Origin of the sequence: Agrobacterium tumefaciens, assembly GCF_031801495.1 — a bacterium.
Classification (GTDB): Bacteria; Pseudomonadota; Alphaproteobacteria; order Rhizobiales; family Rhizobiaceae; genus Agrobacterium; species Agrobacterium tumefaciens_K.
In genome coordinates this window covers 64,423-85,242 of the sequence record NZ_JAOEGC010000002.1, presented here as the reverse complement: position 1 = coordinate 85,242, position 20,820 = coordinate 64,423, and the positions used below count along the sequence as shown (strand labels likewise).

Here is a 20,820-nt window from a genome sequence, read left to right as displayed (position 1 = left end):
CCCGGCCGGATCAACAAAGCGTTTCACAGTTCGGGCTGCGATGCTCTATATAAATCGTTTTCCGTCGCGGCATGTCCTGCCGCGCTTTTTTGTGGTGACACATGGCACGTGCTTTTCTTCTGGTTCTTGATTCCTTCGGCGTGGGTGGCGCGCCGGATGCGGAACAGTACGGCGACCTCGGATCGAACACGCTGGGCCATATCGCCGAGTTCTGCGCGGCTGGTGCCGCCGATCGTGCCGGTCTGCGCTCCGGCCCGCTCAAACTGCCGAACATGACATCGCTCGGGCTTCTCAATATCGCAGAACTGGCGAGCGGTGACCAACCTGCGGGCATGGAGTTGCCTGAACGGATTTACGGCCTGCATGGCTGTGCCAGCGAGGTTTCCAGAGGCAAGGATACACCCTCCGGCCATTGGGAAATCGCCGGAACCCCCGTGACGTTCGATTGGGGTTACTTCCCGAGCGAAGGCGACGCCTTTTCGCCGGAACTTGTCGCCTCGATCTGCGAAGAGGGCAATGTGCCGGGCATTCTCGGCAACTGCCATGCCTCTGGGACGGATATCATCGCCCGTTTCGGCGAAGAACATATCCGCAGCGGCAAGCCCATCTGTTACACATCCTCGGATTCCGTCTTCCAGATCGCGGCGCATGAAACCCATTTCGGTCTGGAGCGGCTGATCGCCTTCTGCCAGGTGGTTCGAAAGCTGCTCGATCCGCTGAATATAGGCCGCGTCATCGCCCGGCCGTTCGTCGGCGAGACAGTCGCCACCTTCGAGCGCACCGGCAATCGCCGCGACTTCTCCGTTCCGCCGCCAGAGCCGACGCTTCTCGACAGGCTGGTCGAAGCGGGCCGCAAGGTCCACGCCATCGGAAAGATTGGCGACATCTATGCGCATCAGGGGATTTCCCGCGTCATCAAGGCAAACGGCAATGCCGCGCTGATGGATGCGACCCTGCAGGCGATAGACGAAGCCGATGACGGCGATCTGGTCTTCACCAACTTCGTCGATTTCGACATGAACTACGGCCACCGCCGCGATGTCGCGGGATATGCTGCGGCACTCGAAGCCTTCGATGCCCGCATTCCGGAAATTCACCGCAAGATGAAACCGGGAGACATCGCCATCCTCACCGCCGATCACGGCTGCGACCCGACGTGGCGCGGCACGGATCATACCCGCGAACGTGTGCCGATCATGGCCTTCGGACCAGGCATCCGTTCCCGCGATCTCGGTATCCGGTCTTCTTACGCCGATATCGGCGAGAGCATTGCCCGCCACCTTGGAATAGACGCCGGTTCTCACGGCAGGAGCTTCATTTGACATCGCATTTGCTGAAAGCGGAAATCCACTGCCATCTCGAAGGGGCGGCATCGCCTGCCCTCGTTGAAAAACAGGCGCAGAAATACGGCATCGACACCAGCAGCTTTCTTCGCGACGGAGAATACGTCTGGTCGGATTTTGCCGAGTTCATCCGCTGCTATGATGCGGTTGCGCAGGTATTCAAGACGGATGAGGACTATGCCGTCCTCACAGAAACCTATCTGACCGAGCTTGCAGCCGCCAATACAATCTACAGCGAACTGATCATTTCGCCCGATCACGGCGATCGCATCGGTCTTGGTGCAGACGCCTATCTTGCTGGTGTCGCCGAAGGCATTCGCGCGGCCAAGGAAAAGACAGGTATCGAAGCCCGCATCATCGTGACAGGCGAACGGCATTTCGGCCCAGACCGCGTGATTGCGGCGGCCGAATATGCGGCACGAACGGCACATCCCCTCGTCACCGGCTTCAACATGGCGGGCGAAGAGCGTATGGGCCGGGTCGCAGATTATGCCCGTGCCTTCGACGTTGCCCGTGACGCGGGTTTGGGATTGACGATCCATGCCGGCGAGGTCTGCGGCCCGTTCAGCGTGACGGACGCACTCGACCTCGTGAAGCCGTCGCGCATTGGCCACGGCGTACGCGCCATTGAAGACGCCGATCTCGTGGCCCGGCTTGCTGATAGCGGCACTGTTCTGGAAGTCTGCCCGGGCTCGAACATCGCCCTCAGTGTCTATCCAGATTTCGAAAGCCATCCGCTGAAGCAGCTTCGCGATGCTGGCGTGCGTGTCTGCATCAACTCTGACGATCCGCCGTTCTTCTTCACATCGCTGGTGCGGGAGTACGAACTCGCCTCGGAAACGTTCGGTTTCAGCGATGCCGAAATCAACGACATGACCAGAACCGCGCTTCAGTGCGCCTTTCTGGACGAACCAACACGGGCAAGGCTGATAGCGAAGCTGGATTCGGTTTAACAGGCAGGATGGCGGGATAAAAACACCCGACAACACTTGCGAAAGCCACGCTTTCGGTGAATTAGAAAAGCATTAAAAGAAACGAGGGAAGGCCAGTTTTCATGGACGGCGTTACAGTTATCGATCATCCGCTGGTGCGGCACAAACTCACCATCATGCGCAAGAAGGAAACCTCCACGGCCGGGTTCCGTCGTCTGCTGCGCGAAATCTCGACGCTGCTCTGCTATGAAGTGACGCGCGATCTGGAAATGACGACGGAAACGATCGACACGCCGCTGGAAACCATCGAGGCACCTGTCCTCGAAGGCAAGAAGCTGGTTTTCGCCTCGATCCTGCGTGCTGGAAACGGTCTGCTGGAAGGCATGCTGGAGCTTGTTCCTTCCGCCCGCGTCTCGCATATCGGCGTATATCGCGACCATGAAACGCTGGAAGCCGTCGAATATTACTTCAAGGCACCGGAGAGCCTGGACGCACGTCTCATCATCGTGGTCGACCCGATGCTGGCCACCGGAAACTCCTCGATCGCGGCGGTCGAGAAGCTGAAGGAACGCGGCGCGAAGAACATCCGTTTCCTCTGCCTGCTGGCAGCACCGGAAGGCATCAAGAATTTCCGCGAAGCCCATCCGGACGTGCCGATCTTCACCGCCTCCATCGACCGTCGCCTGAATGAACAGGGCTATATCGTTCCGGGTCTGGGCGACGCCGGCGACCGTATGTACGGCACGAAGTAACACTTCACCGAAACTTAACCCTTTGCGCCATTTGCCGCCTGAACCGCGGCGGATGGCGTTTTGATTCAGGATTTCGCCAGCCTTTGCGGACTATGCTTCCAGTGAACCAACCCGTTTTCCTGGAGCATCGATTGCTGGCGCGTGCGATTTTCCTTCTTGTCGGCCTTTCCGTGAGCGCGACGCAGATTCCGGGACTTGTCGAAAAGCTTCAGCCGCGGCCTGCCCCGGACGCCGAAAAAGCCGAACCCGCAAAGCCACAGCCGATATCACTTGGCACCGTCAGCCTGAAAGCCGATACAATCGGCCACTTCAATGCGTCCTTCCGCATCAACGGCAGGCCGCTCGATGGTCTTGTCGACACCGGCGCATCGATGGTCGCGATCAATGAGTCGACTGCCCGGCGGCTCGGCTTCGGCGTCAACAGCCTCGACTTCAAATATCCGATCTCCACGGCCAACGGTAAAACCAAGGCCGCTTATGTGCGGCTGGATCGCGTGGAAATAGGCGCTATCCGCGTTCAAAACGTCGATGCCATGGTGCTGAAAGACAACGCGCTCAGCAAAACCCTCATCGGCATGAGCTTTCTGAAACAGCTGTCGTCATTCAAGGTGACGGGTGACGAAATGCGGCTCGTCAGATAATCCGCTCGCAAATGACAGGGCCACTATCGGGCGCAAGCTCTCCAATCGCGTAGGAACTCTGCAACCTGCCGATGGCATATGCAGCCGCATCCTCCGATGCAGCATGCACGAAGGCTATAGGCTCGCCCTTCTCTACCCTGTTGCCCAGCGGCAGGAGGCCCGATATGCCGACAGCATGATCGACCGTGTCTGACGGCTTTCTGCGTCCGCCGCCAAGCTCTACGACAATCAGTCCAACGTCGCGCGTCTGGCACGTCGTAAGCCAACCCTCGCAATCTGCCGGAACGGGGCGAATGACAGGCGCCAGAGGCAGGTAACTCCCGGATCGCTCCACGAAGTCCACAGGACCGCCAAGCGCCGCGACCATGCGCGAAAAGTCCTCCATGGCGCGGCCGGAAGACAAAGCCTGCTCAGCCCTCGCCCTGCCCTCTTCAATGGTCACCGCGGTGCCGCCCTGCACCAGCATCTCCGCCGCGAAAGACAGGACAACATCCTCCAGACGCGTTCCGGCCTTTCGACCGCTCAGGAAATCCAGACAATTGACGATTTCGACGGCATTACCCGCCGCGTCGCCCAGCGGCTGGTTCATATCGGTTATCAAGGCCGTTGTCGGCAATCCGGCGCCATTCGCCACATCCACCAGCGAGCGCGCCAGGCTGCGTGCCTCCGCGATGTCCTGCATGAATGCGCCATTGCCGACCTTGACGTCGAGCACAAGCGTTTGCAGACCAGCGGCCAGCTTTTTTGACAGGATGGAGGCAGTTATCAACGGCACGGAATCGACCGTCGCCGTCACATCGCGAATGGCATAAAGCCTTTTATCCGCCGGAGCGAGATCACCGGTCTGGCCAATGATCGCACATCCCGCCTCTTTCACCGTCTTGCGGAAGGTCGCCTCATCCGGCATGACGTTATAGCCGGGGATGGCTTCCAGCTTGTCCAGCGTGCCACCCGTATGGCCGAGCCCCCTGCCCGAAATCATCGGAACCGCAAGCCCGCAGGCCGCTACGATGGGGGCCAGCATCAGCGAGACATTGTCACCCACGCCGCCGGTCGAATGTTTGTCTGCGATGGGTTTGCCGATATCGTTCCATGAGAGAACATCGCCGCTGTCGCGCATGGCGAGCGTCAACGCTACCGTTTCGTCCCGGCTCATGCCCCGAAAGAAGACGGCCATGGCGAAGGCGGCCGCCTGCCCCTCGGAAATCTCCCCAGCCGACAAGCCCTTTATGAAATCGGAAATTTCCTGCCGGTCGAGGTGCAGTCCGTCTCGCTTGCGGCGGATGATCTCCTGCGGGATCAAGGGATCAATATCCGCTGGCGGCCTTGGCGGGTTCTCCACCCGCCAGCACGTTCAAGACATCGTCCAGCAGGCTGGATGCACCAAAGCGGAATGTAGAGGGCATGGCCCAGTTCGGCTGCATGATGGTTTCCGCCAGTCGTAGATAAAGCGTCGCATCGGCGACCGTGCCGATACCACCAGCCGGCTTGAAGCCGACCTTCCGTTTGCTGTCACGGATCGCCTGCAGCATGATATCCGCCGCTTCCAGCGTCGCATTGACCGAGACCTTGCCGGTAGACGTTTTGATGAAATCGGCGCCTTCAGCGATGGCAAGCTCAGACGCACGGCGGATCAGGGCCTTGTCCTTCAGTTCGCCGGTTTCAAGTATCACCTTCAGAAGCACCGGTGCGACGCATGCCTTGCGAACAGCGGCCACCATCTCCGAAACGGAGTTTTCATCGCCTGCTATGAATTTTCTATAGGGAATGACAAGATCGATCTCATCGGCACCGTCGCGAATGGCCGCTTCGGTTTCAGCAACAACCGTTGAAACATCAAGATCGCCCGAAGGGAAATTGACGACCGTGGCGATGCGGATCGTGTGATCTTTCCCGAAGGCTGCCCGCGCCTGCGCCACAAAACGTGGCCAGATGCAGATCGCGGCGGTGCTGCCATATTCCGAATGCGCCCTCTGGCACAGGGCGGCAATCTGCTCCGGCGTGCAGTCGTCCTTGAGGTTGGTCAGGTCCAGCAGGGACAGGGTAAGGGCAGCCGCTTCGCGCGGGCGCTGGAGTTCCATGGTCACGCTCCTCCTGCGATCATTTCTTTAAGGATGGCTGCAAGTCTTTTGCCGCCCACCGGAGCCATGTCTTTGGTTTCCTCATGGCTCAGTTCCGCGCCGGTCATTCCCGCGCCGTAATTCGTAATAACGGATGCGGCGGCAACGCGCATCCCGAAAAAGCGCGCGAGGATGACTTCCGGCACGGTGGACATGCCAACGGCATCGGCACCCAGCAGCCGAGCCATGCGAATTTCCGCCGGAGTTTCAAAACTCGGCCCGGAAAACCACATGTAGACACCGCCGAACAACGGCACCGTCGTACGAATGGCCGCGTTGCGCATCGAAAGGATCAGATCGGCATCGTAGGCCGTGGTCATGCCGACAAAACGGCGATCGCTTTCTTCGCCGATCAGCGGGTTCATGCCGGAATAGTTGATGTGATCGGTGATCTGCATCACTGACCCGGGTGGCATGTCTTCCCTTACGGAACCTGCGGAATTGGTCAGGATCAGCGTCTGTACACCAAGCCCGGCCAGTGTTTCGATCACGGCACGCATGGCGGCCGGATCACCCTTTTCGTAATAATGCACGCGGCCAGACAGCATGATGACCGGCTCACCGCCGAGATAACCGGCAACCAGTTCACCCGCGTGGCCGGAGACACCACTTGCCGGAAAGCCCGGCAACTCAGCGTAGGGAACACGGATCGCCTCATCGACTTCTTCAACCAGCGATCCCAATCCCGAGCCGAGCACGATGGCGACACGCGGCATAAGACCGTTCAGCCGCCTGACCAGAATATCGATCAGCGTGTCCGTCATCCGATAGCCTCGGTCTTGAAAGCCAGCGGCAAAAGCTCATCCATGGTCAGGACCTTCTGCACGCCGGTTTCGTCACACAGATAGACCTTCGTTTCGGAGGTCGCGAATTCGGCAATCTTCTGGCGGCAACCGCCACAAGGAGGGCAAAGCGCCAGCCTTTCGGCAATCACCGCTATTTCTCTGATCTGTTTTGCGCCGCCCATGACCATCGCGCCGATGGCCGTCGGTTCTGCGCACCAGCCCTGCGGAAACGAGAGATTCTCGATATTCGCACCCTTGTAAATCTTCCCGTCATCGGCGCGGATCGCCGCACCGACCGGAAATTTGGAATAGGGCGCGTGGGCAAAAGTCATGGCGTCTTTCGCCGCCTCGAACAATGCGTGGGACATCGGATCACGAGACATGGGCTCAACGCTCCTTCGAATAGGCAACGCCGCCAGCCTTCGGCGGCTTGGCAACACCGATGAAACCGGCCAGCAGAATGCAGGTCAGGATATAGGGCATGGCCTGGAAGATCTGCACCGGCACCTCGCCGATGCCCGGCACAGACTTGCCCTGCATGAAGTTGGCGAAGGCGTCCAGAAAACCGAAAAGCAGGCAGGCGAACATGACCGGCACAGGCTTCCACTTCGCGAAGATCAGCGCGGCCAGCGCGATGTAGCCCTTGCCAGCGGACATGTTGGCGATAAAGGCAGCTGATTGCGCGACGGCAAGATAGGCGCCCGAAAAACCACACAGAAAACCAGCGACGATAACGGCACGGAAGCGCATCCATGTCACCGAGATACCGGCGGTATCGACGGCGCCCGGATTTTCACCCACGGCACGAAGACGCAGGCCAAAACGCGTACGGTAAAGTACCCACCAGGACAGCGGCACGGCTAGAAAGGCAAGGTAGGTCAGGATATTGTTACCGGAAATGACGTTGGCGTAGAGCGGCCCGATAAACGGAACCTCGCGCATGGCGTCTGCACCTGGCAGGATGATCGGGGTAAAGCGACCTTCTCCCGACAATTGCGGCGTGCGCCCACCCTGTCCGAACCATGCCTGCCCCAGCACCACCGTCAGACCGGCGGCGATGAAGTTCAGCGCAACGCCGGATACGATCTGGTTGCCGCGGTTGGTGATGACGGCAAAGCCATGCACCAGCGAAAAGAAGATCGAGATACCGATGCCTGCGGCAAGGCCGGCCCATGCGTTGCCAGTCAGGTAGGCGACACAGGCGGAAGCGAAGGCCGCCGCCAGCATCTTGCCCTCAAGACCGATATCGAAAACACCGGCGCGCTCGGAAAACAGCCCCGCAAGCGCGGTGAAGAGCAGAGGAATGGTCAGACGGACGGTCGAGCCGAGGATGCTGACCAGCATATCGAAGAATTCCATCGCGGATCACCCCTTTACCAGACGCTGATAGATGCGAACGATCGCAGGCCGGTACATATATTCCAGCGCACCGGCAAACAGGATCACCAGACCCTGAATGACCACGATCATCTCACGGGTAATATTGGGCATTTCGAACGAAAGATCGGCGCCGCCCTGATAGAGAATGCCAAAGAGCAGCGCGGAAAACACGATGCCGAGCGGATGGCTTCTACCCATCAGCGACACCGCGATACCGACAAAGCCCGCGCCAGCCACGAACTCCACCTGCAGGCGTGCGGATGCCCCCATAACCGGGTTCAGTGCCATCATGCCCGCCAGACCGCCGGAAATCAGCATGGCGACGATGACCGTGCGCGCATAAGGAATGCCGGCATAAACGGCAGCAGACGGGCTGATGCCGAGGGTGCGCATTTCATAACCGAGCTTGGTGCGCCAGATCAGCACCCAGACCACGAAACACATGACGAGCGCGATGAGAAACGAGACGTTGAACGGCGCGGGCCCGAGCTTCAGACCGAAAAGTGCCATCAGCCAGTCCAGTTTTGGCAATTGACCACCGGCTAGGAATGTCCGCGTTTCCGGCGCCATCTTGCCCGGCACGATCAGCACGTTCACCAGCAGATAGACCATCAGGGCCGCTGCGATGAAGTTGAACATGATGGTGGTGATCACGACGTGGCTACCACGTTTTGCCTGCAGCCATGCGGGAATGAAGGCCCAGACAGCCCCGAAAAGCGCCGCACCGATGACGGCAAATGGCATTGTCACGTACCATGGCACGTATCGGTCGAGCGCCAGAGCCACCAGCGCAGCACCGAGGCCACCGACATAGGCCTGGCCTTCCGCACCGATGTTGAAAAGACCCGAATGGAAAGCCACGGCGACCGACAGGCCGGTAAAGATAAAGCTCGTCGTATAGAACAGCGTGAAGCCGATGGCATCGCCGCGACCAAGCGCGCCTTCGATCAGAAGCCGCAGCGCGTCAAACGGATTTTCACCGATCGACCAGACAACGAGGCCGGAAATGAAAAACGCCGTCACAACATTCAGCAACGGCAAAAGACCGTAGCTGATCCAGTTTGGTAGGGGTACGGAAGCAGTACTCATTCATGCCTCATGCAGCGATACCGGCCATCATGAGGCCCAGAACCTGTTCTTCGGCTTCCGCCGTTTTTTCTCCAACGACGCGACCGGCAAACATCACCAGAATCCGGTCCGAAAGCGAACGGATTTCATCGAGTTCGACCGAAACGAGCAGAATGGCCTTTCCAGCATCGCGCATTTCGATGATGCGGCGATGAATGAATTCGATGGCGCCGATGTCCACGCCGCGCGTCGGCTGGCCGATGATCAGCATTTTCGGATCGCGCTCGATCTCGCGGGCAACGACGATCTTCTGCTGGTTGCCGCCGGAAAAATTGGCGGTCTTCAGCCGCGGGTTCGGCGGGCGAATGTCGTATTTTTCGATCTTCTCGACGGCATCCTTGCGGATCGCCTCAGGATTGAGAAACGGGCCTTTGCCGTAAAGTTCATCGCGGTGATAGCCGAGAATCGAGTTTTCGTATTCCTCGAATTTCAGAACCAGCCCCATGTGATGGCGGTCTTCGGGAATGTGGGCCAGGCCAAGCTTGCGTAGAAGTGCCGGATCAACACGATCCACCTTCTGGCCGTCCACGAATATGTCACCGGAATGCGGTTTGCGGATACCCGCGATTGCTTCGAGCAATTCCGACTGCCCGTTGCCCGCCACACCGGCGATACCAACGATTTCTCCAGCGCGAACGTCGAAAGACACGTCGTCCACCATCGTGACGCCACGGCTGTCCTTGACGGTAAGGTTCCGGACCGACAGCAACACATCGCCGGGTGTCGCCTGTCCTTTCTCCACGCGCAACAGAACGCGACGGCCAACCATCAGTTCGGCCAGTTCCTCGACTGTGGTTTCCGAGGTCTTGCGCGTGGCGACCATTTCACCGCGGCGCATGACGGACACGGAATCGGTAATTGCCATGATCTCGCGCAGCTTGTGCGTGATGAGAATGACGGTCTTCCCCTGATCGCGCAGGACACCGAGAATCTTGAACAGATGGTCTGCTTCGGCGGGCGTCAGAACACCCGTCGGCTCGTCCAGAATCAGAATTTCAGCACCGCGATACATCGCCTTGAGGATTTCGACGCGTTGCTGCAGACCGACCGGCAGTTCCTCGATCACCGCATCGGGATCGACCTCCAGGCCGTAGTCGTCTTCGAGACGTTTCAGTTCCTTGCGCGCCGCCGCCGTGCCGCGGGCAAGCAGTGCTCCTGCTTCGGCACCCAGCATCACGTTTTCAAGCACGGTGAAGTTTTCAACGAGCATGAAGTGCTGGTGCACCATGCCAATGCCTGCGCTGATCGCGGCCTGGCTGTCGCGAATAGAAACCGGAGCACCATTGATGCGGATTTCTCCCGAATCCGCATGATAGAAGCCGTAGAGAATCGACATCAAGGTCGATTTACCGGCACCATTTTCACCAATGATGCCGTGAATCGTCCCCTTGGCGACCGTCAGGTTGATATTCTTGTTAGCGTGAACGGCACCGAATTTCTTGTCGATGCCCACGAGTTCAATTGCTGGGTCCATACCTAAACCGAAACGTCTCCGAGGACTGGATATGAAAAGGGCGCAAGATGGCAAGCACCATGCGCCCCGATAAATATCACATCATTTCGGGCAGGAGTTATCCGACATGTAGTCGTGAACCTTGATGGTGCCGGCAATGATGTCAGCCTTGGCCTTGTCGACCGCAGCCGCCATTTCAGGCGAGATCAGGGCCTTGTTGTTGTCGTCCAAAGCGTAGGCAACGCCATCGTCCTTGATGCCGAGAGCCGTGACGCCGCCCGTGAACTTGTCGTCCTTGGCATCCTTGTAGGCATTGTAGACAGCAAGGTCGACGCGCTTGACCATTGAGGTGAGGACAGAGCCCGGGTGGAGGTGGTTCTGGTTGGAGTCGACGCCGATCGAAAACTTCTTGTTGTCGGCAGCGGTCTGCAGAACGCCAAGACCGGTGGCACCGGCAGCCGCGTAAATCACGTCAGCGCCCTGGTCGATCTGGTTCTTGGTCAGTTCACCGCCGCGAACCGGGTCATTCCAGGCAGCGCCAGTCGTGCCGGTCATGTTCTGGAAGACTTCGATCTTGTCGTTGGCAGCCTTGGCACCCTGTGCGTAACCGCAGGCGAACTTGCGGATCAGCGGGATGTCCATACCGCCGACGAAGCCGACCTTGCCGGTCTTGGAGGCCATTCCAGCCAGAAGGCCGACGAGGTAGGAGCCTTCTTCTTCCTTGTAAACGACCGAACGCACGTTCGGCAGCTCGACAACGGAATCGACGATCACGAACTTGGTGTCCGGGAACTCGGCAGCGACCTTTTCCATTGCCGAAGTCCAGGCGAAGGAAACGGCCACGACCGGGTTGAAGCCCTTGCTGGCGAAGTTGCGGATTGCCTGTTCGCCCTGCGTGTCGCTGGTGGGTTCGAAATCGCGGAACTCGATACCGGTTTCCGCCTTGAACTTTTCAGCGCCAGCCGCAGCGGCTTCGTTGAAGGACTTGTCGAACTTGCCACCCGTACCATAGACGAGAGCCGGCTTGATGTCCGCAGCGAGTGCGGAGGCCGACATTGCCGCCATGGCGAAAAGCGTCAGAAGCGATTTTTTCATTTTGCAGCCCTGTTGTTGCAATTGATGTTATAGGGTCCTCCCGCAAACCCGTTGACCGGGAATGTCTGCGGAACCGCCAGCCGTTATCTCCAGCTGTGCTTGGCACGCATCCTTGCATGGCTCAACGAAAAATTCATCCGGTTTTTTTGACCCGGTGGAAAAACTTTAAACTGACGTTTTTTTCATCTTTCCACCGGTGCAGACTGCGAAAAATCTAATCAATATTGCAGGTTACGCCTGTTCCCCTCAAACCGCAGTAGCCACCCGGGTTCTTGGCAAGATATTGCTGATGATAGTCTTCAGCGTAGTAAAACGTATCCAACTCCTCGATCTCAGTGGTGATGGCGCGACCATGGCCAGCCGTGCTCAACGATTGCTGGAAAGTGTCGCGCACCCTCTGTGCCTGCTGAAGCTGCCCTTCCGTCGTCGCGTAGATGACGGAGCGATAGGTTGTGCCGACATCATTGCCCTGCCGCATTCCCTGTGTCGGATCATGCTCCTCGAAGAAGATCTTCAGGAGCGCCGACAGTGAAATCCGGGCGGGATCGTAGACAACCTTGACGACCTCGGCATGTCCGGTCTGGCCCGTTGTCGTTTCCTGATAGGTCGGGTTGCGGGTAAAACCACCGGCATATCCAACCGCCGTCACCCAGACACCCGGCGTTTTCCAGAAAAGCCGCTCGGCGCCCCAGAAGCACCCCATTCCGAGGTAGATCGTTTCCAGACCGTCCGGGTATGGCCCTTTCAATGGCCTGCCGTTGACGAAATGGTTCTCAGGGATAATGAGCGCCTCATCGCGGCCCGGCAGGGCCGTTTGCGCCGTCGGCATCGTGGTTTTCTTTTCAAAGGTATCGAACAGGAACATTCTTGTCCTCCTTACGGCCTACCGAGGCCGATTTCAGGGTTTCACAATGTCCGCGGGCGCTTTTCCGACTAGACCGCCGAATATCTCGACGCCTTCTGTTTCCTGTAGCCCATCATCCAGCAAAGCAGGGAGAGAAGCAGAAGAACAGCAAAGGCCGGCAATATCGTGAGGGCATTCTCGATCCAGCGCCACGCTTCGGGGTGAATATAGTGAGCCACAGCCGTTTCCACCATGGCGGCAGATGAAGGAAAAGCATAACTCCAGAGAGGCAGCAGGCCCGTGACATTGATCGAAGACGTCGACACCGAACGGATCGAATCGAAAACACCCTGAACAATCGCCGCCGCAAGGAACAGAAAGCTCAGAAATCGCAAAAAAGCTTTCATCAAGGGCACCTTTGCTCCGCTTCGGCGCTCCGACGCGCTCATCCAAGAATACATAAGGCACCGATAAAGGCGAAAAAAGCGCTTTGCAATCAAGTCTTAGCGCAGGAAATTGCCGACATTTCAAAAAACTGTCAGATTCGGGTTGATCCTCACGAATTCATCTATATATATCGCGCCGTTCCAGTGATTTGCATTCACCCAAACATGCAGATTTCCCGAAGGACAGGTGGCCGAGTGGTTTAAGGCGCACGCCTGGAACGCGTGTGTGCGTGAAAGCGTACCGTGGGTTCGAATCCCACCCTGTCCGCCATTTCTATCGAGATCGTTTCCCTTGTCAAAATGCGCTTCCTGCAAGCGTGTCATGTCGGCTCTTTGCGCAATATCGAGCCGAGACGGATCATTTTGCCGAAGCTGTGCATTCCAGCCCCCCTGAATACCAAAGAGAGAAAAGGCTCGTGGCCGGAGAAGATCGTGCATTTTTTGCTGCGTTCCTGTCCGTCTTGCGCCTTGCAGCAGGAAAAATCGCTCCTTATATACGCCGCAGAACTGCAGCGAATGTTGCAAATCCAAGTCAAGGAATCGTCAGTGGAATGCCTTCCGGGGTTCCGACGGTTCGCTTCAAGGAGAGAAGAGCATGGCAAAAGTAATCGGTATCGACCTTGGCACGACCAACTCCTGCGTCGCAGTGATGGACGGCAAGGACACTAAAGTTATTGAAAACGCGGAAGGTGCTCGCACGACCCCTTCCATGGTCGCGTTCAGCGACGATGGCGAGCGTCTGGTCGGCCAGCCTGCAAAGCGTCAGGCGGTCACCAACCCGACCAACACCCTGTTTGCGGTGAAGCGCCTCATTGGCCGTCGCTACGACGATCCGACCGTTGAGAAGGACAAGGGCCTGGTGCCCTTCGAAATCGTCAAGGGCGACAACGGCGACGCATGGGTGAAGGCACAGGACAAGAATTATTCTCCGGCCCAGATCTCGGCGATGATCCTTCAGAAGATGAAGGAAACCGCTGAATCCTATCTTGGTGAAAAGGTCGAGAAGGCCGTCATCACCGTTCCGGCATACTTCAACGATGCACAGCGTCAGGCGACCAAGGATGCCGGCCGCATCGCCGGCCTTGAAGTTCTGCGCATCATCAACGAGCCGACCGCGGCTGCGCTTGCTTACGGCCTCGACAAGAAGGACGGCAAGACGATCGCCGTTTACGACCTTGGTGGCGGTACCTTCGATATTTCGGTTCTGGAAATCGGCGACGGCGTCTTCGAAGTGAAGTCGACGAACGGCGACACCTTCCTCGGTGGTGAAGACTTCGACATGCGTCTGGTCGAATACCTCGCGAACGAATTCAAGAAGGATCAGGGCATCGACCTGAAGAACGACAAGCTTGCTCTGCAGCGCCTCAAGGAAGCTGCCGAAAAAGCAAAGATCGAACTGTCCTCCGCACAGCAGACCGAAATCAACCTGCCGTTCATCACGGCTGATGCCTCCGGTCCGAAGCACCTGACGCTCAAGCTGACGCGCGCCAAGTTCGAAAGCTTGGTCGACGACCTCGTTCAGCGTACCGTCGCACCGTGCAAGGCAGCCCTCAAGGATGCCGGCGTTTCCGCTTCCGAGATCGATGAAGTCGTTCTCGTCGGTGGTATGAGCCGCATGCCGAAGGTTCAGGAAGTCGTGAAGCAGCTGTTCGGCAAGGAGCCGCACAAGGGTGTCAACCCTGATGAAGTGGTTGCCATGGGCGCCGCCATTCAGGCAGGCGTTCTGCAGGGCGACGTCAAGGACGTTCTGCTGCTCGACGTAACCCCGCTGTCTCTCGGCATCGAAACGCTGGGTGGCGTCTTCACCCGTCTGATCGATCGCAACACGACGATCCCGACCAAGAAGAGCCAAACCTTCTCCACCGCCGAAGACAACCAGTCGGCCGTGACCATCCGCGTTTCGCAGGGCGAACGCGAAATGGCTCAGGACAACAAGCTGCTCGGCCAGTTCGACCTCGTCGGCCTGCCCCCGGCACCGCGTGGCGTTCCGCAGATCGAAGTCACCTTCGATATCGACGCCAACGGCATCGTGCAGGTTTCTGCCAAGGACAAGGGCACTGGCAAGGAACAGCAGATCCGCATCCAGGCTTCTGGTGGTCTGTCTGACGCAGACATCGAGAAGATGGTGAAGGACGCCGAAGCCAACGCGGAAGCCGACAAGAAGCGCCGTGCAGCGGTTGAAGCCAAGAACCAGGCTGAAAGCCTCATTCACTCCACCGAGAAGTCGGTGAAGGAATATGGCGACAAGGTTTCCGAGACCGACCGCAAGGCGATCGAAGATGCCATCGCGAGCCTGAAGACGGCTGTTGAAGCGTCCGAGCCGGATGCCGACGACATCCAGGCCAAGACCCAGACCCTTATGGAAGTTTCGATGAAGCTCGGTCAGGCCATCTACGAGGCACAGCAGGCGGAAGCCGGTGAAGCAGGCGCCGAAGGCGGCAAGGATGACGGTATCGTCGATGCCGACTATGAAGAAATCAAGGATGACAAGAAGTCCGCTTAATCGCGTGGCATCCTGTATCCAACCGATGCATGAAAGAAATCCGGCTGCCAAAGGGCAGCCGGAAATCCATTTTCGGGGCTTGTTACCTTAATGGCGAAAGCAGACTTTTACGAAACACTTGGCGTCAGCAAGACCGCGGACGAAAAAGAGCTGAAAAGCGCCTTCCGCAAGCTCGCTATGAAATATCATCCGGACAAAAACCCGGACGACGCCGAATCCGAGAAGAAATTCAAGGAAATCAATGAGGCCTATGAAACGCTGAAGGATCCCCAGAAGCGGGCAGCCTATGACCGTTTCGGCCACGCAGCGTTTGAAAATGGCGGCATGGGCGGCGGTGGCGGCTTCGGCGGCGGCGGTTTCGCCAATGGCGGCTTCTCGGACATCTTCGAAGATATCTTCGGCGAGATGATGGGCGGCGGCCGGGCGCGCCGGTCTTCGGGCGGTCGCGAACGCGGCGCCGATCTGCGCTACAACATGGAAATTTCGCTGGAAGAAGCCTTTACCGGCAAGACGGCGCAGATCCGGGTTCCGACCTCGATCACCTGTGACATCTGTTCCGGTTCTGGCGCGAAGCCCGGCACGCAGCCGAAGACCTGTGGCACCTGTCAGGGTTCGGGTCGCGTGCGTGCAGCACAGGGCTTTTTCTCCGTCGAGCGCACCTGCCCCACCTGCCACGGTCGCGGCCAGACGATTTCCGACCCCTGCGGCAAGTGCCATGGTCAGGGACGCGTGACGGAAGAGCGTTCGCTGTCCGTCAACATCCCATCGGGCATCGAAGACGGCACGCGCATTCGCCTGCAGGGCGAAGGCGAGGCCGGTATGCGCGGCGGTCCGGCGGGTGATCTCTACATCTTCCTGTCCGTGCGTCCGCATGAGTTCTTCCAGCGCGATGGCGCCGATCTCTATTGCGTCGTGCCGATCTCCATGACGACGGCGGCACTGGGCGGCACATTCGATGTAACGACACTCGACGGAAGCAAGTCTCGTGTGACCGTGCCTGAGGGCACGCAGGCGGGCAAACAGTTCCGTCTGAAGGGCAAGGGCATGCCTGTGCTGCGCTCGGCGCAGACGGGTGATCTCTACATCCAGATCCAGATCGAAACGCCGCAGAAGCTCAGCAAGCGTCAGCGTGAACTGCTGCAGGAATTCGAGCAGCTCTCCTCCAAGGAGAACAATCCGGAATCGGCCGGGTTCTTCGCCCGCATGAAGGAATTCTTCGACGGTTGATCGTGGGGGATCAAATGAGATATGAAGCCGCCATCTTCCGGGATGGCGGCTTTTTTGTTGCGGTCTCAGCCGGCAAAACCGCCATCGTCCAGGTATCGCCTTTCATCCGGCGTCGTTTCCCGCAGCAATATATCGTTGCGGTGCGGAAAACGGCCGAAGCGTTTGACGATATCGCGATGCTCGATTGCAAAAGGCAGGTAACGCTCGCCCAGCGGTTCGCAGAGTTCGCAGCAGAGCTCCTGATCCGCTAGAGATTCTGAATGCATGAGGGGGAGATAGACGAAAATACGAAGCTCCGCATCTATCGCCTGGTCATGGCCGCGCCTGAGAATGTCACGCGCGTAATGACGTGCCAGCGGATCGGTAGCGTACATATGTGCCGTTCCCCGGAAGCAATTCCTGGGAAACTGATCAAGAAGAAGGATGAGAGAAAGGCTGCTTTCCGGCGCTTCAAGCCAGCTTTCCAGTTCCTGACGGGCGGCAGCGAAATGAAGTTCACGAAATCGGTCGTGAAAGGAGGCGTCGAAATGCGCGTCCTTCTCGAACCATTTTTCCGGTCCCGCATCCTTCCAGAACGTGAGAACATCGACGGCGGAAACCGGCAACACGGCGGTGTTCATGATATGCCTCTCAATAATGCGGTGGCCGGGTGATGGCGGGCGCTTCCAGCGATTGTTCCTCGAGGCTCAAAAACCTCTCCGTCAACCGGTCGAGCTTTGCACGGGTCTGCTCAACGACCTTCCACTGCTCCGCCAGTTGATCCGACAGTTCCTCGATGGTCTTTGTCTGATGCGCGATCGTCTCCTCGAGGGCGAGGATGCGATTTTCGGTTTGTGACGTCATGGCGACCTCTCTTTCCTGTCCTTCCTTGGTGCTCACCGCTTCAAAGTCAATCATAACCTTATCCGGCCGAACTCTATTTAATGCGCCACAAAACAAAAAGCCGATGAGGTCTCCCTCATCGGCTTTCGTTTCAGCCGCGAGATATCAGCCTTCTTCCTGGAATACCTCTTCGCGCTTCGCCTTGACGCTGGGCAGGAACACGACGACCAGAACCACTAGCGCAATCAAAAGCAGCGTAGCGCTGATCGGCCGGGTCACGAAGGTCGACGGATCGCCACGCGACAGGATCATGGCACGACGCAGGTTTTCCTCCAGAAGCGGCCCCAGAACAAATCCCAGAAGAAGCGGGGCGGGTTCGCAGCGCAGTTTCACCAGGACATAACCGATGAAGCCGAAGAAGGCGACGGCATAAAGATCAAACACGTTGGAATTGACGCTGTAGACCCCGATGGCGCAGAACGCCATGATGATGGGGAAGAGAACGTAATAAGGCACCGTCAGCAGCTTCACCCAAAGGCCGATCAGCGGCAGGTTCAGGACGACAAGCATCAGGTTGCCGATCCACATAGAGGCGATGATGCCCCAGAACAGAGCTGGCTGCTCTGCCGCAACGTTCGGACCGGGCACGATGCCCTGAATGATCATGGCCCCGATCATCAGCGCCATCACCGGGTTGGCAGGAATGCCGAGCGTCAGCAGCGGAATGAACGACGTCTGTGCGCCCGCATTGTTGGCGGATTCGGGACCGGCCACACCGGCAACGGAACCATGGCCGAATTCTTCCGGTGTTTTGGAGACGCGCTTTTCCACCGTGTAGGATGCGAACGCCGCGAGGATGGCGCCGCCCCCCGGCAGGATGCCAAGCGCCGAACCGATGGCCGTGCCGCGCAGCACGGGTCCGATCATGCGCTTGAAATCCTCCTTCGTCGGCATCAGGCCGCTGACCTTGGCGATCAGTACCGAACGCGTATGCTCATTTTCGAGGTTGCGGAGAATTTCGGCTATACCGAAAACACCGACCGCCACGGCAACGAAGTTCAGGCCGTCCGCATATTCCCGAATGCCGAGCGTGAAGCGAGGCGCACCGCTGTAGATATCCGTTCCCACCAGACCGAGCAGCAGCCCAAGCACGACCATGGCCAGCGCCTTGACGATGGAACCATGGGCAAGGGCAATCGAGGAAACGAGGCCGACCACCATCAGCGAGAAATATTCGGCCGCGCCGAATTCCAGCGCGATCGCCGTCAGCGGCGGCGCAAAGATCGCCACGAGAAAGGTGGACACCGTTCCGGCGAAAAACGACCCGATTGCCGCAATGGCGAGCGCCGCACCGGCCTTGCCCTTTCGCGCCATCTGGTAGCCGTCGATCGCGGTCACCGCGGAGGATGACTCACCCGGCATGTTGATGAGGATCGCCGTGGTCGAGCCGCCATACTGCGCGCCGTAATAGATGCCGGCGAGCATGATGAGCGACGATACCGGCTCAAGCTGGAAAGTAATGGGGAGCAGCATGGCAATCGTCGCGGTAGCACCGATCCCCGGCAAAACGCCGATCAGGGTTCCGAGCAGCACGCCAATCAAGCAGAAGAACAGGTTCTCTATCGACGACGCGGTGCTGAACCCCAGCAGAAGATTATTGAACAGATCCATGCTCAGACCTCAAAATTTCAGCCAGGGGCCAAAGCGCTGGAAGGGCAGGCCAAGGCCATAATTGAAGACCGCGACCGAAAAGACGGTAATCGCCGCCGAAAGCAGGATCGCCATCAACGGTTTCATCTTTTGTGAGGCGAACGAAGCGATAAGCGCGCTGAAAAAGAGCGCCGGGACGAAACCGAGGCCGCGAACGGTAAAGCCGAAAAAGATCGGGGCAGGCAAAATGAAGAAAATGCCGCGCCATGCGATGGCGCCGACGGCCTCACCGCGCACACGCGTGGACCGAAGAAAGATCACGCCGCCAAGAACAATCAGGACAAGCGCCAGGAGCAGCGGGAAATATCCCGGTCCCATACGAAAAGCCGTGCCGATGTCGAGCTCATAAGACTGCCATGCGAATGCAATGCCAAGACCGATAAAAATCGCTCCACACAAGGCCTCCGCAGGATCAACAATGAATGATTTCATAAGATATGTCCCTCCGAAACGGACGGTCGCAGACGCGCCCGTGCTGTCGAAACGTGGAAGAAACCGGCGGCTTGACTCAAAATGTGAGAGCGGGATTTCAGGCGAAAACCGCGTACACTTTTTTGTCATGCCGATCCAAACCGCCGGTCACGGTCCGTCACGATCAGTCGGCGTATTGTCCCGCCGATTCGATCACCGGCTTCCAGCGTGCGATTTCGCTTTCCAGCTTTGCCTTGAGGGCGGCTGGCGTCGCATCGCCTTCAGGCGACGGAACGGTGCCAAGCTCGGCAAAACGGGCCGCGACGTTGGGATCCTTCAGAGCGACCTGAAGTGACTTGGAGAGCTTCTCGTTGATTTCGGCGGGCGTGCCTTTCGGCGTATAAACGCCGTGCCAGATACCAACCTCGAAGTTCGGCAGACCGGCTTCGACGGCCGTCGGCACATCCGGCAGCACGTCAAGGCGCTTGGCCGTGGTGACCGCGTAAGCCTTCACCGTGCCGCCCTGGATCTGCTTCGTCGTGTTGGTCGTCTGATCGCACATAATGTCGACCTGCCCACCAAGAAGGTCGGTCATGGCCGGACCAGTGCCCTTATAGGGAACGGTGACGAGCGGTGTCTCGATGGCGCTCATGAACAGCATGCCGCACAGGTGTGACGCAGCGCCGATACCGGCATTGGCGACCGTCACCTTGTCCTTGTTTGCCTTGGCGTATTCGATCAGACCTTTAAGGTCGTTCGTCTCGAGCGTCTTGCGCGACAGGATGGTCATCGGAACTTCCGTTACCAGCCCGACATACTCGAAGGCATTCAGTGTATCGTAGGCGAGCTTGCGATAGAGCGTGGCGCTCGTCGCCATGCCGATGTGGTGCAACAGCACCGTATAGCCGTCCGGATCAGCTGCGGCCACTCGACCGGCACCCAGCGTGCCCCCAGCGCCGCCAACATTCTCGATGATGATCTGCTGGCCAAGATCCTTCGACATGGCTTCGGCGACAAGCCGGGAAACCGTATCGGTAGGACCACCAGCCGCAAAAGGTACGACCATGGTGATGTTGCGTTCGGGATAGTTCTGGGCCGATGCGGCCAAAGCGAAAAGGGAAACGGCAGCGGCGGCCGCCAGGCCGGTGACTGTCTTCAGTATTTTCATCGATTCCTCCCGGATGAAAATGTTCGCCACTTCAGCCGCGCATGCTCCTCCATGGCGACC

General features: G+C 58.5%; 21 protein-coding genes and 1 tRNA gene. 7 read left to right on the top strand and 15 right to left on the bottom strand.

The genetic code is table 11. The features are described 5' to 3' along the window. Positions 1 to 101: 101 nt before the first annotated feature. The 4 genes from N7578_RS09850 to N7578_RS09835 all read left to right on the top strand — a co-directional run bounded on the left by N7578_RS09850 (position 102) and on the right by N7578_RS09835 (position 3,668). The gene (locus N7578_RS09850; protein WP_311110176.1) at positions 102 to 1,322 is read left to right on the top strand and encodes a phosphopentomutase; all 1,221 of its coding nucleotides are present in this window, start codon (positions 102 to 104) and stop codon (positions 1,320 to 1,322) included. After that, positions 1,319 to 2,296: an adenosine deaminase gene (locus tag N7578_RS09845; protein ID WP_311110175.1), complete on the top strand. Its 978-nt coding sequence runs from the start codon at positions 1,319 to 1,321 to the stop codon at positions 2,294 to 2,296. Before N7578_RS09850 ends, N7578_RS09845 begins: the two co-directional genes overlap by 4 nt. A gap of 101 nt (positions 2,297 to 2,397) precedes the next feature. Beyond that, positions 2,398 to 3,027: a uracil phosphoribosyltransferase gene (gene upp, locus N7578_RS09840; protein ID WP_311110174.1), complete on the top strand. Its 630-nt coding sequence runs from the start codon at positions 2,398 to 2,400 to the stop codon at positions 3,025 to 3,027. Between the two features lie 131 nt (positions 3,028 to 3,158). After that, positions 3,159 to 3,668: a TIGR02281 family clan AA aspartic protease gene (locus N7578_RS09835; protein ID WP_311112454.1), complete on the top strand. Its 510-nt coding sequence runs from the start codon at positions 3,159 to 3,161 to the stop codon at positions 3,666 to 3,668. Here N7578_RS09835 and deoA read toward each other — a convergent pair. The 10 genes from deoA to N7578_RS09785 form a co-directional block, all read right to left on the bottom strand. After that, on the bottom strand, positions 3,661 to 4,971 hold the full coding sequence (gene deoA / locus N7578_RS09830) for a thymidine phosphorylase (protein ID WP_311110173.1): 1,311 nt from the start codon (positions 4,969 to 4,971) through the stop codon (positions 3,661 to 3,663). The genes N7578_RS09835 and deoA overlap by 8 nt on opposite strands. Before the next feature lie 4 nt (positions 4,972 to 4,975). Then, the gene (gene deoC, locus N7578_RS09825; RefSeq protein ID WP_311110172.1) at positions 4,976 to 5,749 is read right to left on the bottom strand and encodes a deoxyribose-phosphate aldolase; all 774 of its coding nucleotides are present in this window, start codon (positions 5,747 to 5,749) and stop codon (positions 4,976 to 4,978) included. 2 nt (positions 5,750 to 5,751) lie between these two features. Then, a complete protein-coding gene (locus N7578_RS09820; RefSeq protein WP_311110171.1) occupies positions 5,752 to 6,552 on the bottom strand; it encodes a purine-nucleoside phosphorylase in 801 nt (266 codons plus the stop codon). Further along, positions 6,549 to 6,956 carry a cytidine deaminase gene (locus N7578_RS09815; RefSeq protein WP_311110170.1) on the bottom strand — a complete coding sequence of 136 codons (408 nt, stop codon included), beginning with the start codon at positions 6,954 to 6,956 and terminating at the stop codon, positions 6,549 to 6,551. The genes N7578_RS09820 and N7578_RS09815 overlap by 4 nt, the downstream gene beginning before the upstream one ends. A 4-nt stretch (positions 6,957 to 6,960) precedes the next feature. Beyond that, positions 6,961 to 7,932: an ABC transporter permease gene (locus N7578_RS09810; RefSeq protein ID WP_311110169.1), complete on the bottom strand. Its 972-nt coding sequence runs from the start codon at positions 7,930 to 7,932 to the stop codon at positions 6,961 to 6,963. A 6-nt stretch (positions 7,933 to 7,938) separates the two neighbouring features. Continuing rightward, positions 7,939 to 9,042, bottom strand: coding sequence for an ABC transporter permease (locus N7578_RS09805; protein WP_311110168.1), 1,104 nt, complete (start codon positions 9,040 to 9,042; stop codon positions 7,939 to 7,941). 7 nt (positions 9,043 to 9,049) lie between these two features. Continuing rightward, on the bottom strand, positions 9,050 to 10,555 hold the full coding sequence (locus N7578_RS09800) for an ABC transporter ATP-binding protein (protein ID WP_311110167.1): 1,506 nt from the start codon (positions 10,553 to 10,555) through the stop codon (positions 9,050 to 9,052). A gap of 81 nt (positions 10,556 to 10,636) precedes the next feature. Beyond that, on the bottom strand, positions 10,637 to 11,629 hold the full coding sequence (locus N7578_RS09795; RefSeq protein WP_311110166.1) for a BMP family ABC transporter substrate-binding protein: 993 nt from the start codon (positions 11,627 to 11,629) through the stop codon (positions 10,637 to 10,639). 214 nt (positions 11,630 to 11,843) lie between these two features. Next, positions 11,844 to 12,494 carry a peptide-methionine (S)-S-oxide reductase MsrA gene (gene msrA, locus N7578_RS09790; RefSeq protein WP_311110165.1) on the bottom strand — a complete coding sequence of 217 codons (651 nt, stop codon included), beginning with the start codon at positions 12,492 to 12,494 and terminating at the stop codon, positions 11,844 to 11,846. Between the two features lie 68 nt (positions 12,495 to 12,562). Continuing rightward, complete coding sequence (locus N7578_RS09785; RefSeq protein ID WP_311110164.1) at positions 12,563 to 12,880, bottom strand: hypothetical protein; 318 nt, start codon at positions 12,878 to 12,880, stop codon at positions 12,563 to 12,565. Positions 12,881 to 13,100: 220 nt separating this feature from the next. Between N7578_RS09785 and N7578_RS09780 the strand changes: the two genes are divergently transcribed. From N7578_RS09780 to dnaJ, 3 genes are all read left to right on the top strand, one after another. Further along, positions 13,101 to 13,190 (top strand) — tRNA-Ser (locus N7578_RS09780). 324 nt (positions 13,191 to 13,514) lie between these two features. Continuing rightward, a complete protein-coding gene (gene dnaK, locus N7578_RS09775; protein ID WP_311110163.1) occupies positions 13,515 to 15,422 on the top strand; it encodes a molecular chaperone DnaK in 1,908 nt (635 codons plus the stop codon). 90 nt (positions 15,423 to 15,512) lie between these two features. After that, positions 15,513 to 16,649 carry a molecular chaperone DnaJ gene (gene dnaJ, locus N7578_RS09770; protein ID WP_311110162.1) on the top strand — a complete coding sequence of 379 codons (1,137 nt, stop codon included), beginning with the start codon at positions 15,513 to 15,515 and terminating at the stop codon, positions 16,647 to 16,649. 65 nt (positions 16,650 to 16,714) lie between these two features. Here the strand turns inward: dnaJ and N7578_RS09765 are convergent, their stop codons facing one another. The 5 genes from N7578_RS09765 to N7578_RS09745 form a co-directional block, all read right to left on the bottom strand. Next, a complete protein-coding gene (locus N7578_RS09765; RefSeq protein WP_311110161.1) occupies positions 16,715 to 17,269 on the bottom strand; it encodes a DUF924 family protein in 555 nt (184 codons plus the stop codon). 10 nt (positions 17,270 to 17,279) lie between these two features. Next, a complete protein-coding gene (locus N7578_RS09760; protein ID WP_311112453.1) occupies positions 17,280 to 17,492 on the bottom strand; it encodes a SlyX family protein in 213 nt (70 codons plus the stop codon). A gap of 144 nt (positions 17,493 to 17,636) precedes the next feature. After that, entirely contained in the window at positions 17,637 to 19,142 is a 1,506-nt protein-coding gene (locus N7578_RS09755) for a tripartite tricarboxylate transporter permease (RefSeq protein WP_311110160.1), read from the bottom strand. 9 nt (positions 19,143 to 19,151) lie between these two features. Then, positions 19,152 to 19,613 carry a tripartite tricarboxylate transporter TctB family protein gene (locus N7578_RS09750; protein WP_311110159.1) on the bottom strand — a complete coding sequence of 154 codons (462 nt, stop codon included), beginning with the start codon at positions 19,611 to 19,613 and terminating at the stop codon, positions 19,152 to 19,154. A gap of 163 nt (positions 19,614 to 19,776) precedes the next feature. Next, entirely contained in the window at positions 19,777 to 20,760 is a 984-nt protein-coding gene (locus N7578_RS09745; protein ID WP_311110158.1) for a tripartite tricarboxylate transporter substrate-binding protein, read from the bottom strand. Positions 20,761 to 20,820 lie beyond the last annotated feature (60 nt).

Bases quoted from the DNA above. Each gene is read 5' to 3' on its own strand.
- deoC (WP_311110172.1), bottom strand. From the start codon at position 5,749: ATGGAACTCCAGCGCCCGCGCGAAGCGGCTGCCCTTACCCTGTCCCTG.
- N7578_RS09785 (WP_311110164.1), bottom strand. From the start codon at position 12,880: ATGAAAGCTTTTTTGCGATTTCTGAGCTTTCTGTTCCTTGCGGCGGCG.
- dnaJ (WP_311110162.1), top strand. From the start codon at position 15,513: ATGGCGAAAGCAGACTTTTACGAAACACTTGGCGTCAGCAAGACCGCG.
- N7578_RS09745 (WP_311110158.1), bottom strand. From the start codon at position 20,760: ATGAAAATACTGAAGACAGTCACCGGCCTGGCGGCCGCCGCTGCCGTT.
- N7578_RS09795 (WP_311110166.1), bottom strand. From the start codon at position 11,629: ATGAAAAAATCGCTTCTGACGCTTTTCGCCATGGCGGCAATGTCGGCC.
- N7578_RS09820 (WP_311110171.1), bottom strand. From the start codon at position 6,552: ATGACGGACACGCTGATCGATATTCTGGTCAGGCGGCTGAACGGTCTT.
- N7578_RS09765 (WP_311110161.1), bottom strand. From the start codon at position 17,269: ATGAACACCGCCGTGTTGCCGGTTTCCGCCGTCGATGTTCTCACGTTC.
- dnaK (WP_311110163.1), top strand. From the start codon at position 13,515: ATGGCAAAAGTAATCGGTATCGACCTTGGCACGACCAACTCCTGCGTC.
- N7578_RS09850 (WP_311110176.1), top strand. From the start codon at position 102: ATGGCACGTGCTTTTCTTCTGGTTCTTGATTCCTTCGGCGTGGGTGGC.
- N7578_RS09810 (WP_311110169.1), bottom strand. From the start codon at position 7,932: ATGGAATTCTTCGATATGCTGGTCAGCATCCTCGGCTCGACCGTCCGT.
- N7578_RS09815 (WP_311110170.1), bottom strand. From the start codon at position 6,956: ATGTCTCGTGATCCGATGTCCCACGCATTGTTCGAGGCGGCGAAAGAC.
- msrA (WP_311110165.1), bottom strand. From the start codon at position 12,494: ATGTTCCTGTTCGATACCTTTGAAAAGAAAACCACGATGCCGACGGCG.
- N7578_RS09800 (WP_311110167.1), bottom strand. From the start codon at position 10,555: ATGGACCCAGCAATTGAACTCGTGGGCATCGACAAGAAATTCGGTGCC.
- N7578_RS09805 (WP_311110168.1), bottom strand. From the start codon at position 9,042: ATGAGTACTGCTTCCGTACCCCTACCAAACTGGATCAGCTACGGTCTT.
- N7578_RS09760 (WP_311112453.1), bottom strand. From the start codon at position 17,492: ATGACGTCACAAACCGAAAATCGCATCCTCGCCCTCGAGGAGACGATC.
- N7578_RS09755 (WP_311110160.1), bottom strand. From the start codon at position 19,142: ATGGATCTGTTCAATAATCTTCTGCTGGGGTTCAGCACCGCGTCGTCG.
- N7578_RS09750 (WP_311110159.1), bottom strand. From the start codon at position 19,613: ATGAAATCATTCATTGTTGATCCTGCGGAGGCCTTGTGTGGAGCGATT.
- upp (WP_311110174.1), top strand. From the start codon at position 2,398: ATGGACGGCGTTACAGTTATCGATCATCCGCTGGTGCGGCACAAACTC.